Annotated in this window: 14 protein-coding genes and 1 pseudogene; 9 read left to right on the top strand and 6 right to left on the bottom strand. The window is 52.8% G+C overall.

Annotated elements, in window-relative coordinates; genetic code table 11:
• Window positions 1-16 precede the first annotated feature (16 nt).
• A complete protein-coding gene (gene cimA, locus L855_RS07785; RefSeq protein WP_159791022.1) occupies window positions 17-1621 on the bottom strand; it encodes a citramalate synthase in 1605 nt (534 codons plus the stop codon).
• 153 nt (window positions 1622-1774) lie between these two features.
• On the opposite strand from cimA, the gene L855_RS07780 reads away from it, so the two are divergent.
• The 6 genes and pseudogenes from L855_RS07780 to L855_RS07760 all read left to right on the top strand — a co-directional run bounded on the left by L855_RS07780 (window position 1775) and on the right by L855_RS07760 (window position 6360).
• Window positions 1775-2119: a 2Fe-2S iron-sulfur cluster-binding protein gene (locus tag L855_RS07780; RefSeq protein WP_159786373.1), complete on the top strand. Its 345-nt coding sequence runs from the start codon at window positions 1775-1777 to the stop codon at window positions 2117-2119.
• Between the two features lie 16 nt (window positions 2120-2135).
• Window positions 2136-2447 carry a hypothetical protein gene (locus L855_RS07775; protein WP_159786370.1) on the top strand — a complete coding sequence of 104 codons (312 nt, stop codon included), beginning with the start codon at window positions 2136-2138 and terminating at the stop codon, window positions 2445-2447.
• Between the two features lie 27 nt (window positions 2448-2474).
• Window positions 2475-3485, top strand: a pseudogene (gene thiO, locus L855_RS22385) (glycine oxidase ThiO); the annotation flags it as partial.
• Between the two features lie 87 nt (window positions 3486-3572).
• Window positions 3573-4421: a thiazole synthase gene (locus L855_RS22380; protein ID WP_343039353.1), complete on the top strand. Its 849-nt coding sequence runs from the start codon at window positions 3573-3575 to the stop codon at window positions 4419-4421.
• 125 nt (window positions 4422-4546) lie between these two features.
• Complete coding sequence (locus L855_RS07765) at window positions 4547-4834, top strand: hypothetical protein (RefSeq protein ID WP_159786364.1); 288 nt, start codon at window positions 4547-4549, stop codon at window positions 4832-4834.
• 50 nt (window positions 4835-4884) lie between these two features.
• Entirely contained in the window at window positions 4885-6360 is a 1476-nt protein-coding gene (locus L855_RS07760) for an alpha-amylase (protein WP_159786361.1), read from the top strand.
• On the opposite strand, the gene L855_RS07755 is transcribed toward L855_RS07760, so the two are convergent.
• From L855_RS07755 to L855_RS07740, 4 genes are all read right to left on the bottom strand, one after another.
• Window positions 6357-6671, bottom strand: coding sequence for a nucleotidyltransferase family protein (locus L855_RS07755; RefSeq protein WP_159786358.1), 315 nt, complete (start codon window positions 6669-6671; stop codon window positions 6357-6359). The genes L855_RS07760 and L855_RS07755 overlap by 4 nt on opposite strands.
• A gap of 2 nt (window positions 6672-6673) precedes the next feature.
• Complete coding sequence (locus L855_RS07750) at window positions 6674-7081, bottom strand: nucleotidyltransferase substrate binding protein (protein ID WP_159786355.1); 408 nt, start codon at window positions 7079-7081, stop codon at window positions 6674-6676.
• A 1-nt stretch (window position 7082) separates the two neighbouring features.
• Window positions 7083-8513 (bottom strand): GTP-binding protein, encoded by a 1431-nt coding sequence (locus tag L855_RS07745; protein WP_159786350.1) that lies wholly within the window; start codon window positions 8511-8513, stop codon window positions 7083-7085.
• 273 nt (window positions 8514-8786) lie between these two features.
• A complete protein-coding gene (locus L855_RS07740) occupies window positions 8787-10055 on the bottom strand; it encodes a hypothetical protein (protein WP_159786347.1) in 1269 nt (422 codons plus the stop codon).
• 344 nt (window positions 10056-10399) lie between these two features.
• Here L855_RS07740 and tgt point away from each other — a divergent pair, with 344 nt between their 5' ends.
• The 3 genes from tgt to L855_RS07725 all read left to right on the top strand — a co-directional run bounded on the left by tgt (window position 10400) and on the right by L855_RS07725 (window position 12896).
• Window positions 10400-11524, top strand: coding sequence for a tRNA guanosine(34) transglycosylase Tgt (gene tgt / locus L855_RS07735; RefSeq protein ID WP_159786344.1), 1125 nt, complete (start codon window positions 10400-10402; stop codon window positions 11522-11524).
• A gap of 115 nt (window positions 11525-11639) precedes the next feature.
• Entirely contained in the window at window positions 11640-11777 is a 138-nt protein-coding gene (locus tag L855_RS07730; protein WP_159786341.1) for a photosystem II reaction center protein K, read from the top strand.
• A 489-nt stretch (window positions 11778-12266) separates the two neighbouring features.
• Window positions 12267-12896 (top strand): M23 family metallopeptidase, encoded by a 630-nt coding sequence (locus L855_RS07725; RefSeq protein ID WP_425500561.1) that lies wholly within the window; start codon window positions 12267-12269, stop codon window positions 12894-12896.
• 61 nt (window positions 12897-12957) lie between these two features.
• Here L855_RS07725 and ftsH read toward each other — a convergent pair whose 3' ends face one another.
• Window positions 12958-14895 carry an ATP-dependent zinc metalloprotease FtsH gene (ftsH, locus tag L855_RS07720; RefSeq protein ID WP_159786338.1) on the bottom strand — a complete coding sequence of 646 codons (1938 nt, stop codon included), beginning with the start codon at window positions 14893-14895 and terminating at the stop codon, window positions 12958-12960.
• Window positions 14896-14931: the final 36 nt, after the last annotated feature.

Genomic DNA, 14931 nt, shown 5'->3' with positions numbered 1-14931 from the left:
TGGTCATTTTAGGTGCTTAGAAGGTCTGAATAACTTTTTTTGCGCCTTTTTGCAGCAATAAGCCGTATTCTAGTCCTTCTACTACAGCCTGGTAAGAGGCATCAATGATATTGGCGGAAACTCCCACGGTTGTCCAACGATCATGACCGTTCGTCGATTCGAGCAGCACCCGAGTTTTGGCGGAGGTTCCCGATTGACTGTCTAGGATGCGGACTTTATAGTCAACGAGATGACAGTCAGCAATGCCGGGGAATTGATCCACAAGAGCTTTGCGTAGGGCGGCATCCAGGGCAGAAACGGGGCCATTCCCTTCGGCAGCTTGGAGGCTATCGTGCCCATTGACGTTAACTTTTACGGTGGCCAGGGAGTTACTGTCTTCGTTCCCCCCAGCTTGGGTACAGTGAACTTGAAAGCCTTTCACCTCAAAGAAGCGTTCCCGTTGCCCTAAGGCCTCCCGCACCAGTAGGTCAAAGCTGGCTTCGGCGGCTTCAAACTGATAGCCTTCATTTTCGAGTCCCTTGAGGCGATGGAGGATTTCGCGGCTGGCGGGGTCTTTTTTGTCGAGATCAATGCCAAAATTGCGGGCTTTGGCTAGAACATTACTCAGTCCTGACTGATCGGAGATGACAATGCGCCGCTGATTGCCGACAGCTTCGGGGCGAATATGCTCGTAGGTGAGGGGATTGCGCTCTACGGCACTGACATGGATGCCCCCTTTATGGGCAAAGGCGGAACGGCCGACGAAAGCGGCGCGATCGTTGGGGGCTAGGTTCACCACTTCACTGACAAAGCGGCTGGTTTCGCTCAGTTGGGCGAGTTGGTCGTCGTCGAGACAGTGATAGCCCAATTTAAGCTGTAGGTTGGCGATCGCCGAGCAAAGATTGGCATTGCCACAGCGTTCGCCATAGCCGTTGATGGTTCCCTGGACCATGGTGGCCCCTCCCAAAACAGCGGCTACGGCGTTAGCTACCGCCATTTCACTGTCATTGTGGGTATGAATCCCCAGGGGAACGGCGTCGCCCATCTCCCCCATCACCTCGGAGACAATTTGGGTCACCTCATGGGGGAGGGTTCCGCCATTGGTGTCACAGAGGGTCAACCATTCTGCCCCAGCTTCGGCGGCGGCGTTGAGGGTTTTGAGGGCATAGTCAGGATTTTGTTTATAGCCGTCAAACCAATGTTCAGCATCATAGATAACCCGTCGTCCCTGGCTGCGGAAATACTCGATGGTGTCCTGAATCATGGCCAGGTTTTCCTCCAGGCTTGTGTTTAAGCCTTCGGTGACATGGAGATCCCAGGATTTGCCGAAGAGGGTAATCCAGCGCGTTCCCGCCGCTAAAATCGGTTGCAGCATCGGATCGTCGGCAGCGTTGCGTCCCGGACGACGAGTTGAACAAAAGGCCACGACTTCCGCTTGGGTGAGGGGCTGTTCTTTGAGTTGCCAGAAAAACTTGACATCTTTGGGATTGGCGCCGGGCCAACCGCCCTCAATAAAGGGAACCCCAAGGCGATCGAGTTGATGGGCAATGCGGAGTTTGTCCTCTAGGGAGAGGGATAGTCCTTCACATTGGGCGCCATCGCGCAAGGTGGTGTCATAGATTGAGAGGCGTTTGGCAGTCATGGCTGGGAAGAAATTCTGGGTAGTTTTGCGTTCACCGTTCTCAAATTTTAACTTGATGCTGTAATTGAGCCGCCAAGTTGTCACAATGGATATATAAAGCCAACAGAAGATATAGAAGCCAACGGGTGAACGCCATTATCTCAATAGACGCCTATGCCAACTGTTTTTGCTGCCGGACAAACCATTGAGTGCGATCGCGGTGCCAATCTGCGTCGTGTGCTTCTGCGCCAGGGGATTGCTCTGTACAATGGCAAAGCCTCTTTGATTAATTGCCGGGGGATTGGGTCCTGTGGAACCTGTGCTGTGGCGGTTGAGGGAGAGGTCTCTGATGCCAATTGGCGCGATCGCACCCGGCGATCGCTTCCTCCCCATCAAGGTCAGCGTTCCCTGCGTCTAGCCTGTCAAACCCAAGTTCTCGGAGATGTCCGGGTGACGAAGTTTGATAGCTTCTGGGGCCAAGGAACTACCCCAGTTTGGACGCCTGATTGTCAACCGTAGTAGTCTCTCAACTATCTTGCAACGTATCTTTCAGATTGTTTTGGGCATCCTCTTGGCGATCGCCATATTTTATTTGCTGCTCGAGGCCCAAGTCCCCCCTGACTCGACGTCTCCGGCGGAGTCCTCCCCTCAAGACACTGTCCCAGAGGCAGTTCCCTTCAGTCCCACCTCCCCCAACTCCAACTCGGCGGGAGAGTCGCCAACGCCAAGCCCAACTCCTACCCCAACGCCAACCCCAACGCCAACCCCAACGCCAACCCCAAGCCCAACTCCCACCCCGACTCCCACCCCAACCCCTGAATCCTCTCCCGTTCCTGCCCTTTGGTAAATCCTCTCATCCTTTCCAGTCAAGATCATGACCCGTGAAATTTTAATTATTGGTGGCGGTGTGATGGGTTTATCCATTGCCGTCGAACTGACGTTACGGGGGGCACGTGTCACCGTGATTAGTCGAGATATCAAACAGGCCGCGAGTCAGGCAGCGGGAGGGATGTTAGCCCCCCAAGCCGAGAACCTGTCGCCGGGGCCCATGTTGGAGTTATGTTTGCAGTCGCGATCGCTCTATCGAGACTGGACTCAGAAACTCGAAAGCCTCTCAGGACTTGCCACCGGCTATTGGCCCTGTGGGATTCTGGCCCCGGTGTATGACTCCCCCGGGACTTCCCCAGTCCCTGAGGCGGGCCCCTCCTTGTGGCTTGATGCCCAGGCGTTGCAGCATTACCAACCAGGGTTGGGGGCCGATGTGGTGGGGGCCTGGTGGTATCCAGAAGATGCCCAGGTGGATAATCGGGCCTTGATGCGATCGCTCCTCGGTGCAGCCGAGGCCCTAGGGATTACCTTAAAGGAAGGGTTAACCGTCGAGGCGATCGCTCAAGTGGGGACTCGTATCAGCAGCGTACAAACCCAAGCCGGACCACTCACGGCCGATCATTACGTTCTGGCGGCGGGATCTTGGTCCAGTCAACTGCTCCCCCTACCCCTCAAACCCATTAAGGGTCAAATGTTCTCAGTTCGGGCCCCACGAGTTAACGGAGAACTGCCCCTACGGCGCGTCCTGTATGGCCCCAACACCTACATTATCCCTCGTAGCCAGGGTCAAATTGTCATCGGCGCCACCTCAGAGGATGTGGGATTTGTCCCCGGAACTACCCCCGAGGGACTGCGATCACTCCTCGACCGGGCCATCCGCCTCTATCCAGCCCTCCAAGACTATCCCATGGAGGAAATCTGGTCAGGATTTCGCCCCGGAACCCCCGATGAACTCCCGATTCTGGGAGATAGCTACTGCGACAACCTCACCCTGGCTACCGGTCATTACCGCAACGGCATTCTCCTGGCTCCCATCACCGCCAAACTCACCGCCGATCTCATCTGCGACAACCAGCGAGATCCTCTCCTCAAGGCCTTCGCCTGGAATCGCCCCCAACCGTCTTCACCCCTCCCTGACTCGACCATGCTGACGAACATCCGCGAAACTCCTTCCCAGCCGGTACAACTTACCCCCCCCGAGGCTGATCCCTTAATAATTGCCGGTCGGTCTTTCCGTTCCCGGCTGATGACGGGAAGTGGTAAATATAATGATTTTGAAACCATGCGCGGTACGATTGCCGCCAGTGGCTGTGAGATTGTCACAGTCGCCGTCCGTCGGGTGCAAACCAACGCCCCCGGCCATGAAGGCTTAGCCGAAGCCTTAGACTGGTCCAAAATCTGGATGTTGCCCAACACCGCTGGCTGTAAAACCGCTGACGAGGCCATCCGCGTCGCCCGACTGGGACGGGAAATGGCCAAACTCCTCGGACAAGAGGATAATAACTTCATCAAACTAGAGGTGATTCCCGATCCCACCTATCTCCTCCCCGATCCTATCGGCACTCTCGAAGCTGCTGAACAGTTGGTTAAAGAAGGATTTGCGGTTCTTCCCTATATCAATGCCGACCCCATGTTAGCCAAACGCCTCGAAGAAGTTGGCTGTGCTACGGTGATGCCTCTCGGGTCTCCGATTGGTTCAGGGCAAGGGATTCAGACGGCGGCGAATATCCGCATCATTGTCGAAAATGCCAAGGTTCCGGTGGTGGTGGATGCGGGGATTGGCACTCCGAGCGAAGCCGCTTTTTCCATGGAGTTGGGGGCTGATGCGGTTTTGATTAATTCGGCGATCGCCCTGGCCCAAAACCCCGTTGCCATGGGGCAAGCCATGGGCATGGCCGTCATCGCTGGACGACTCGCCCACCATGCCGGACGAATTCCCATTCAAGCCATGGCCAACGCTAGTTCCCCCCTCACTGGGACCATTTCTAGCTGATCCCCAATACTTTACCGCTGTGTCCTCGGGCAGCCACAAGGGCGTGCCCCTACGTGGTTCACCTCAAAGTTAGGAAAACCTGAGATACAATCAGAGGTAAATCGATCAAGGGAGGATTTTCAATCGTGGATATTGCTGGAACACGCACCTCAGTGGCGAATCTCCTCTCTTGGATTTTGTTTGCCGTTACCCTCGTTCCTGGGGGGTTTCTGGGCTACCTATTGCGTCGTAATGGGGTCTGGATTGGGGTAGGACTTTGGGCATTTAGTCTCCTGTTACCCTTCCCGACGGCTGAACTTGCGACCATCTCCCATCGCGGCTTTACCGGATTAGCCGCAGGAACCGTCCTAGGCTATCTTGGCCTCATCTGGCAACAGCGTCAGGCACAGGATTCGTCACCCGATGCGGAATAGTCTATTCCACTTTTTCCAAAATTAAACCTCTTTAGGAGATACAGGGTGTTATGTCTGAAGCCAACGGTGTCATGATGCAGTATTTCCACTGGTATACCCCCGCTGATGGGAGCCTGTGGAACCAAGTTGTAGACAACGCCCAAGACCTTGCTGATGCAGGATTTACCGCTCTGTGGTTACCTCCAGCCTATAAAGGCACGGCAGGGGGCTACGATGTGGGCTATGGGGTCTATGATTTATTCGATTTAGGGGAATTCGATCAAAAGGGTTCGGTCCGCAGCAAATACGGAACCAAGGATGAATACATCAAGGCCATTCAAGTTGCCCAAGCCGCTGGTATTCATATCTATGCCGATGTGGTGTTTAACCATAAACTGGGGGCAGACCATACAGAGGAGTTTCAAGCCACGCCCTTTAATCCCCACAATCGCCATGAAGCGGTCGGTGAAGCCCAAACGATTCAAGCCTGGACACACTTCACCTTTCCTGGCCGTCAGAAAAAGTATTCAGAACTTGAATGGCATTGGTGGCACTTCACCGCCGCAGATTACAACGCCTATGATAGCGATGCCGATGTGGTCTATCTCTTTGATGGGAAAACCTTTGATGACGGCGTGGATTTGGAGAAGGGCAGCTTCGATTATTTAATGGGCTGTGACTTGGATATGAGTCGGCCGGATGTTCAGGAAGAACTGAAACATTGGGGAAAATGGTATGTGGAGACAACTCAAGTTGATGGATTTCGCTTTGATGCAGTCAAGCATGTCGAAGCGGTCTTTTTTCCCCAATGGCTAAGCCATGTTCGTTATCACGCAGGCCGGTCTTTGTTTGCGGTTGGTGAGTATTGGTCGGGCAATCTTGATGCCTTACATCACTTTATCAAGGAGACCGGTGGGGATGTGATGTTGTTTGATGCTCCCCTTCATTACAACTTCAGTAATGCTAGTAATCAGGGCAGTGAGTATGACCTGCGGCAGATTTTTGATAATAGTTTGGTCAAGGAACAACCGGCGTTGGCGGTAACCCTGGTCGATAATCATGACTCTCAACCGTTGCAGTCGTTGGAGTCTGTGGTTGAGGGTTGGTTTAAGCCTTTGGCCTATGCCTTGATTTTGTTACGCCGGGATGGCTACCCCTGTGTGTTTGTCGCCGATTACTATGGGGCCCATTACAAGGATTCTGCCCCTGATGGTCAGGAGTATGAGATTTGGTTGGATAGTCATCAATGGTTGATTGATAAGTTTCTCATGGCTCGTAAAACCTATGCCTATGGCGACCAATATGACTATCTTGACCATCCAAATACGATTGGTTGGACTCGGTTGGGGGATGAGGAGCATCCTGGGGGAATGGCGGTGATTTTGAGTAATGGTGAGGAAGGACGTAAGTTTATGGAGGTGGGGCAAGCCAATACAACCTATGTTGATTTAACGGAACATATTACAGAACCGGTGGTGACCAATGATGAGGGATGGGCGGAATTCTCCTGTGAGGGGGGGTCGGTGTCGGTTTGGGTTCCGGGTTAAGGAGTTGTTCGAGTAAAAATCGGGATGCCAACGCGGTTAATATGCTCGGTTAATTTGGGTTCGTCAATGCTGGTGTAGTCAATCACATCGAAGAAGTAGGGAAGGGGACTGTCTTCATTGAGTACATCAGCAAGCTGGAAAATTGTGGAGTGGGTGACGGACTCACCCTGAATGGCTAAGTCAACATCTGACCCAGGTTTGTAGTTACCTTTTGCACGAGACCCAAATAATAGGACTTGGTCAATTTCTGGGAATTTGGCGATCGCCCCTCGGATATGATCTAAATCTTGGTCTGTGAGTCCATAGCTCATGTTTAGCGTGTGTTTAATTTCGCTTCAAAGGTTTCATGGAGATTTTTTAAGAGGGGAAAGTACTTGTAACGAATTCGCTGTTCCACTGCGATCGCTGTTTTTTCATTGTACGTGTGTGCCATCAAGTTGCGGTCTTGAAGGGCTTCAATCCAATCTTGACCTTGGGTGATTATTTCTGCTTGAAAGGCTTGCTTTAGGGTCTCTCTAGGGGTTTTAACGGTGAACCCCTCCATTTCTTCATAGTCTTTTAAAAGTTTCCAGGCGAGTTCAAATGCCATTTCAAAGAATTGAATTAATCCAGCTCGTTCAACTAAAGACGGAGATTCAATACTTAGAGCATTTTCTAACAACAAAAATGTTCGTTTGAAGTTAGAGAACCTCTGTATCCAACGACTATCTGGGTCTGTCATGTTATCCCACTAACTTTTGCTGAAGCTCATCTTTAATCTGACTCAAAATTGAGGTTTCATCCAGGGAATCAAGGATTTGCTGAACGACCACTTTTGGCCCCTCTGGTCCCCAGGATGCCCCGTTGGCGAGATAGGTTTTGGCGACTTGTCCGATCGCATAGGTGGACACCCCCGCGACACTGGCCTGGGTAATGGCTACGGAGACATAGCCCCCAAAGGCCACTCCTCCAGTCACGGGTGTGGCGACTCCTAAGAGACTTTTCAGACCACTTAAGCCCAAATTGGCGAGCAATTCACTGGCACTAATTCCTCCCATACTCAGGGCAATTTTTTGCAGCAAATCGATCGCCCCGGTTTGCGTCATGGGAATGCCGTACAGTCGCGATAGGGACATCAACAGAAACACATCTACGGTGGCGGCGGTGAGGATATCCACGACGGTGACGGGGTTGAGGGCGATCGCCAGGGCCTTGGCCATGACCCCATTCCAGATAATTCGACTGGCTTGGCGATCGCGAATCTCCATCTTCCGCTGCACCACCTGCTCATTCACCTCATCGGCATAGAGCATACTGTTGAGGGCCACCAGAGATTTCCCCTCTCGCTGGAGAATCTCTAGGATTTTCAGTTTCAATTCTTGAACTTGGGGTTTCCCAGCTTCCATCACCACCCCCTTACGTCCATCAGACTTCTCTACCAACGTCGGGGTTAAGGGAGAGGCGGCGGCCATGACAATGCGATCGCTCGTCAGCAGTTGTCGCACTCGCTCATTACGGACTTGATCATAAATCGCCTGGCGATCGGCATCGGGATATTGGTCAATTTTGTTAAACACCAACAACAGGGGTTTCCCGGCCTCGCGAATCTCCGAGAGGGCATCGTATTCAACCTGGGTGATATCCCCAGAAATCACAAAGAGAATTAAATCGGCTCGTTTAGCGATTTTATGGGCTAATTCCGCGCGAGTTTGCCCGTGAACCTCATCTAATCCTGGAGTATCGACTAATTCCACCCGGGCAGTTCCCACCGTGGGTAAGGAGACTTGTAAAACATCATCGATTCCCTCGCCGACGGCACTGCGGGTTAAGGTCCAATCGACACTTTGCTGCGATCGCGTCACCCCATGCAGCGGCCCGGTTTCAAACACTGGCTGTCCCACCAAGGCATTTAACAGAGAGGATTTCCCCCGGCCCACCATGCCAAAGGCAGCAATCTGCACCACGTCAGACTCTAACTTGTCCAACATGCTCTCTAAGCCTTCAATTTCGGCTTCTAAGCCAGTCCGTTCTCGCTCCGAGAGGTCCAACCGGTCTACAAGGTCATGCAATGCCGTTTTCGCCCGTTTGTAATTGAGTTCTGATTGAATATCGGCAAAACTAAAGATGGCTTCATCAAGTTCACGCTCAAAATTTGAAGAACGGGGGTTAGGCATGTAGCAAAAGTTGGTCTAAATAGGACAAAAAATGGGGGACAAGAAGGCAATAGGCAATAGGCAATAGGCAACAGGCAACAGGCAACAGGCAATAGGTGGGGAATTTTCTGCCACCTCAAGGTCTCAGTTGGGCACTCTTCGGTTGCGATAGAAACGTAAAAACAGGTAACGGTGGATAGAGATATGTTCCCCGGGCAACCCAAGAGGGTGACTCTCCATTTTGAGTTTCCCCAAACAATTCTATCAACCCCTGCGAACCTACCTATGTGAGCCTTAAGATGCACGGCTGATCATTGAGAGATCGGCGGAACCAAAGTTTGTACTTAGGGCAACTTGCAGATTTTCTAAGGATTCTATCAGCCACCGGACGGCTTCGCGGGTACTTTGATCGTAATGGTCAAAGAGAATGGAAAACCGTTTTTCTAGATAGGGACGTACTCGACGACAAATTAAGAGAATTTTCAGCAACAGGGCCATAACAAAGGTGGGGCCGATGTTGGAGAGGAGGTCGATGAGAACATAGTGGTTGGGATTTTGGGGACTCTCAACCACCAGGAAGTTCAGGAGTTGGCTACAGGTACGAACGACTAAAAAATCTGTCGGTTTTTGGTCGTCACATTGGGGCAGGGTATTCATTAAGTGCTGATACAGCTTATCGTAGAACAAACGCCTACCATAGTCTTCATCAACCGTGGTAATGAGGTACTCAAATAAGTCTTCTTTAAACTCTCGATAGGTGCGGGTTTGGCTGGTATGAGTGCGGAAGGTCTGGGCTAAGTCTTTATAGGTGTATTGCCCCTCTGCTCGCCCAGAAAACTGTTTAACCGCAACGTAGAGTTCGCGATCGCCCAATAATGTGGGGTTTCGCACCGGCTGAATAATGCGAGGATTTTTCAGCAATTTAGGATTTTGTCGCGCGAGTTGGGCCCGTTTGACTTTATAGGAAACATATTTTGACAAATGCACTTCATACTGCTTTTGCCGATGAGCCTGTAGTTTCTGAACGGTTTGTTGATGCTCGTAACTACTACTATCTCTCAACAACGAGTGAGAATAAAGATAGGGGTAACGACCAATTAGAGTTCCTAAGGGCTGCTGTTCGGGGGGTTGATCACTGTCTTTGCTGCGATCAACTACTTGAACTAACCGCTGAAGGGTTATATATTCATCACTGCTCTTGAACTGTGCCAGCAGGTTCTGAATGCGGCGGGCCTCTCGGGATTGCATCCGGCGATCGCCCGAGGTACTAATGAGGTTCACCAACTCAGGAATAGCCGGCTGGTGCTTGGTTTCCATCTGCCAATGGTTGATGAGAATATGGCAGCAGCGGTTGAGGACACTATTAAACTCATCCTCAGCCTGATCCAACGAGACAATAGTCTGGATGATTGAAGCAATTTCTGGATCGGGATATCCTGAACCCTGGACGAACAGGGTTCTAAAGCGTTCGAGCAACCGTTCTGGCGCTTCGACCTTTACTAAATCAAGCAGGTGATCATATAATTCCTGCTCAGCTAGATACAGATCGTTAGATTTAGCCATATTCTATGTAGCCCCCTTGAACCTCAGTAGTAGGCTCAAGTATGCTCCCTACTCCGAGTCAGTTATCGAAACAGATGTACACACGTATCAGTCAGAGCCGCTTTTTTTAGTCATACATACCCTATTTCCATCGTAATCGATGCTCTAAGGGCAGCCGTGGGTTCAAGTGTGATTTGAACAGAGTCCGCTCCTGCGGGAGGAACACCCTCGTATCAGTCTAGCTTGGGGTTTAGTCCCCAGATACTGAGGCTTCACCGGTGTGGTATCCCGATCTCAAGTTGAGACCGCACGCCTCATCTTAATGATACAATATCAAACTTGGATTTGTTAAGCAGCCCCGACCCTTGAACCAGTTTTTTGAGTATCACACCCAGGCCACTTGCCCGGACACCGGAGCCAGAGCTGGGGTGTTCCAGACGCCCCACGGCATTGTCGAAACGCCACGTTTTATGCCTGTGGGAACCTTAGCCAACGTCAAAACCGTGACCCCCCACCAGCTCCGAGGAACTGGGGCACAAATGGTTCTGGCCAATACCTACCATCTGCATTTACAGCCGGGGGAAGATATTGTGGCCGAAGCCGGCGGCCTACATCGTTTTATGGGCTGGGATGGCCCGATGCTCACAGACTCGGGAGGCTTTCAGGTGTTTAGCCTCAGCCAGATGCGCACGATTACAGAGGAGGGGGTGACCTTCCGCTCGCCTCGGGATGGGGCGCGGATTAATCTAACCCCGGAACGCTCGATTGAGATTCAAAACGCTCTGGGGGCGGATGTCATCATGGCCTTTGATGAATGTCCCCCCTACCCCGCAAGCCGCGAGGCAGTGGAGTTGGCCACGGCACGGACTGAACGCTGGTTGAAACGCTGTATTGACCACCATCGTAAGAGTTCTCAGGCACAACGGCAAGCCCTGTTTGGGATTGTACAGGGAGGGGTTTACCCGGATTTACGAGCGCAAGCGGCTGCATCCTTGCAAAAGCTGGACTTGCCAGGATATGCCATTGGTGGGGTGAGTGTGGGGGAACCGCCGGAGTTGATTGAGGCGATTGTTAAGGCCACCACTCCCCTCCTTCCAGAGAATAAGCCTCGCTACCTGATGGGGGTGGGGACTTATCGGGAAATGGCCCAGGCCATCGCCTCGGGGATTGATTTATTTGATTGTGTCATTCCTACTCGTTTGGGCCGACATGGAGCGGCGTTTGTGCGGGGAGAACGCTGGAATCTCAAAAATGCGCGTTTTCGACGGGATTATGCGCCCCTCGATGAGGAATGCCCCTGTTATACTTGTCAGAATTTCTCGCGAGCTTATTTGTCTCATTTGGTGCGATCGCAGGAACTCCTGGCCTACACCCTACTCTCGATTCACAACATTACGGAGTTAATTCGCTTCACGCAGCGGATTCGCCAGTCTATCCTCGATGGCTGTTTTGCGCAGGAATTTGCGGGCTGGCTGCAACCGGCTCCCTAAGGCCAGTTGGAGGATTTTGCTTAACTTAAATTAACATTTTGGGTCAATTCAACGCCTTATGTTAATATTTGTTTGAATTATGAGAAAACTCGAGCGATAAAAGGATTTTAACCCAATGGACGCAGCTCTGTTCTTAGCCAAACTCCCGGAAGCCTATCAGATCTTCAATCCCTTAGTGGATGTTCTGCCCTTGATTCCCCTGTTTTTCCTCTTACTGGCGTTTGTCTGGCAAGCCGCTGTGGGTTTCCGTTAAGTCATTTCTGTTAATTGGAACTAACTTGCTGTTCCTTTGGCCTGTGTGTCCCTGACATGGGCTTTTTTGTGGGACTTGTTGGGGAGACGGGAGGGGTATGGGGGAGAACTACATGAGGACATGGAGAACCCACCCCGCCCTTCGGGCACCCCTCCTGGGAGGGGAGAACCCACCCCGCCCTTCGGGCACCCCTCCTCCCTCCCCTCTTGGGTGGGCGCCCTTCGGGCACCCCTCCTGGGAGGGGAGAACCCACCCCGCCCTTCGGGCCACCCCTCCTGGGAGGGGAGAACCCACCCCGCCCTTCGGGCACCCCTCCTCCCTCCCCTCTTGGGTGGGCGCCCTTCGGGCACCCCTCCTGGGAGGGGAGAACCCACCCCGCCCTTCGGTCACCCCTCCTGGGAGGGGAGGAAATGGGGTGGGAGGGTTTTTTGTGGTTGCCCTACTTTTGTGGTCGCCCTACAATTTTCTCAATCACTGTAAAACATCGTCATGGGCGATGCTGGGGAACTTGTGAAACTGACGTTAGACCTTAAACCGTTACAACGGCTGGCTTGGCCGTCTCGCCTTGTGGCAGTTGCCATGATGACTCTCTGCTTGGTGGTGTTCCTGAATGGGCGATCGCCCCAAGCTATGGCCCTGAATATTGAAGCGGGAAGCTGGACTGGGGCCTCCTTCCCGGTGGAAAATTTCCAAGCCTATACCTCTCCCTTTGGCTTCCGCAACTCCCCCACGGGAGGACGCGGCTATGAGTTCCATTCTGGCTTGGATATTGCTGCCCCTGAGGGAAGTTATATCCGCAGTTGGTGGGGGGGAACTCTAGTAGAAGTGATTAACGACCAAGGCTGTGGCGTGGGCCTGGTGATTGAGTCCGGGGATTGGGAACATATCTATTGTCACTTGGCTGGACAAGTCCAGACCATCCAAGGTCGGCCGACCCTGGTCGATCGCCGAGGGGGAATACAAGTGTCTGAGGGGCAAGCAGTGCCCTCTGCTGCTCGTATTGGGCGCGTGGGCATGAGTGGACGCACGACGGGCCCTCACTTGCATTGGGGCTTACGCTATGGCGATCGCTGGGTCGATCCGGCCCTAGTCCTGCGGGCCATGCACCGCGATCGCTAATCAACAAAGGTTAAGGGCCGACAAAGGACGGCCCTAGCCTGGGCGGGAGTCGTAAAATTCCTTAAATTGAGGCTACCGGCTCAACAGTGGTGGCCAATTCCGTTTCGGGCAGTTCCGCATGTTCAGCGACGATGCGTCGGAACTCCTCGCCGTCGATCTCCTCTCGCTCAATCAAAAGTTCTACCAGTGAATCCATGAGAACACGGTTTTCTTGGAGAATCCGACAGGCTTCCTCATAGCAGCGTTGCGCCAGCGATCGCACATGGCGGTCAATCTGCGTCGCCATTTCCTCGGAATGGTCTGAACTGGGCATCAACTCCCGTCCCAAGAACACCTGATTATTGGGACTTTCCAAGGCTACCGGCCCCAAATCTGACATTCCATAGAGGGTCACCATTTCCCGAGCTAAGGTGGACACCACTTTCAGGTCGTTCCCCGCCCCAATGGTCACCTCGGCATCCCCAAATACCACCTGTTCAGCAGCCCGTCCTCCCATGGTGATGATAATGCGGTCAATGAGCCAGGCACGGGTGTATAAGCCACTATCGACCATGTCCTCACTGTAGGTTTGTTGGGCAAACCCGCCCACACCACCCGACCGTGGCACAATGGTGACTTTGTTGAGGGGATCGGAGTTCTTGAGCAGGGTCATCAATATGGCATGACCCACCTCATGGTAGGCAATGATGCGCTTTTTCTTGCTATCGAGGAGAGGTTGTAACTTCAGACCGATGGTAATGCGATCGATGGCATCCTCAACCTCTGATTCCCCAATGGCCTGCTTACGACGACGGGCCGTGAGAATCGCTGCTTCGTTGAGTAAGTTCGCTAAATCCGCCCCAGAGAATCCGGGGGTGCGACGGGCGATTTTCTCCAGGGAAATGTCATCGGCCAGTTTCTTGTTGCGGGCGTGAACTTCCAAAATCCCCAGTCGTCCGTTATAGGTCGGTAAGCTGACACTCACCTGACGGTCAAAGCGTCCGGGCCGCAAGAGGGCGGCATCTAGAACATCGGGGCGGTTGGTGGCAGCAATGACAATTACGCCACTATTGCCTTCAAAGCCATCCATCTCCGTGAGAAGTTGGTTGAGGGTTTGCTCGCGTTCATCATTTCCGCCGCCAATCCCTGTTCCCCGTTGTCGGCCTACGGCATCAATTTCATCGATGAAGATGAGACAGGGGGCATTTTCTTTGGCTTTGCGGAAGAGATCTCGCACTCGTGATGCCCCAACCCCGACAAACATCTCGACAAACTCAGATCCAGAAATACTGAAGAATGGCACACCGGCTTCTCCCGAAATTGCCCGCGCCAGAAGGGTTTTACCGGTTCCAGGAGCGCCCACCAATAACAGGCCTCGGGGAATGCGAGCACCAATGGCGGTGAATTTTTCAGGTTGTTTGAGGAAGGTGACCACTTCTTGGAGTTCTTCTTTGGCTTCCTCAATCCCGGCCACATCGTCAAACACCACGCCGGTTTTCGATTCCATGTGGAAGCGAGCGCGGGATTTGCCGAAACTGAGGGCGTTATTACCGGACTGGCTGGAGCGACGAATAATCAGCATCAAGCCGCCGATGAGCAGGAAGATAATCATCAACTGGCCCAACATCCCAACGGCGAAACTGTTATCTGGGGTGGGGTTGATCTCCACTTCAACGTCGGGGTTGTTGCGGAGTAACGTCATTAAATCGGGGTTGTCTTCAAAGATCTGAACTTCTTGGAGGTCATCTTCCCCTTGCAGACGAACCTGGGCGGTTTGGCGCGCGGGATCAAGTTCGACTCGTTCGACTTGACCACTACGGACTCGTTCGAGCAACTCACTGTAGGACAAGCCATTATTTTGGGCTTGGGCTATGACGGGACTCGCCATCAGGGCTTGCAGGATAGCCCAGGTCGCTGCGATCGCTTTCACGCGAGTGAGTGGCCGTTTGGGGGAGGAGTCAGACCGTGGGCTGCGGGTGAAGCTGGGGCGAAGCCGAGGGAATGTCCGTTGACGAGTCATAGTTGGCGAGTCTCGGTGAGTAAAATGCTACGTTTA

Source organism: Sodalinema gerasimenkoae IPPAS B-353, from assembly GCF_009846485.1.
Classification (GTDB): Bacteria; Cyanobacteriota; Cyanobacteriia; order Cyanobacteriales; family Geitlerinemataceae; genus Sodalinema; species Sodalinema gerasimenkoae.
This window is presented reverse-complemented; position numbering and strand designations above follow the sequence as displayed.

Bases quoted from the DNA above. Each gene is read 5' to 3' on its own strand.
- cimA (WP_159791022.1), bottom strand. From the start codon at position 1,621: ATGACTGCCAAACGCCTCTCAATCTATGACACCACCTTGCGCGATGGC.
- L855_RS07750 (WP_159786355.1), bottom strand. From the start codon at position 7,081: ATGACAGACCCAGATAGTCGTTGGATACAGAGGTTCTCTAACTTCAAA.
- L855_RS22380 (WP_343039353.1), top strand. From the start codon at position 3,573: ATGCTGACGAACATCCGCGAAACTCCTTCCCAGCCGGTACAACTTACC.
- L855_RS07740 (WP_159786347.1), bottom strand. From the start codon at position 10,055: ATGGCTAAATCTAACGATCTGTATCTAGCTGAGCAGGAATTATATGAT.
- L855_RS07745 (WP_159786350.1), bottom strand. From the start codon at position 8,513: ATGCCTAACCCCCGTTCTTCAAATTTTGAGCGTGAACTTGATGAAGCC.
- ftsH (WP_159786338.1), bottom strand. From the start codon at position 14,895: ATGACTCGTCAACGGACATTCCCTCGGCTTCGCCCCAGCTTCACCCGC.
- L855_RS07760 (WP_159786361.1), top strand. From the start codon at position 4,885: ATGTCTGAAGCCAACGGTGTCATGATGCAGTATTTCCACTGGTATACC.
- L855_RS07780 (WP_159786373.1), top strand. From the start codon at position 1,775: ATGCCAACTGTTTTTGCTGCCGGACAAACCATTGAGTGCGATCGCGGT.
- L855_RS07730 (WP_159786341.1), top strand. From the start codon at position 11,640: ATGGACGCAGCTCTGTTCTTAGCCAAACTCCCGGAAGCCTATCAGATC.
- L855_RS07755 (WP_159786358.1), bottom strand. From the start codon at position 6,671: ATGAGCTATGGACTCACAGACCAAGATTTAGATCATATCCGAGGGGCG.
- L855_RS07725 (WP_425500561.1), top strand. From the start codon at position 12,267: ATGGGCGATGCTGGGGAACTTGTGAAACTGACGTTAGACCTTAAACCG.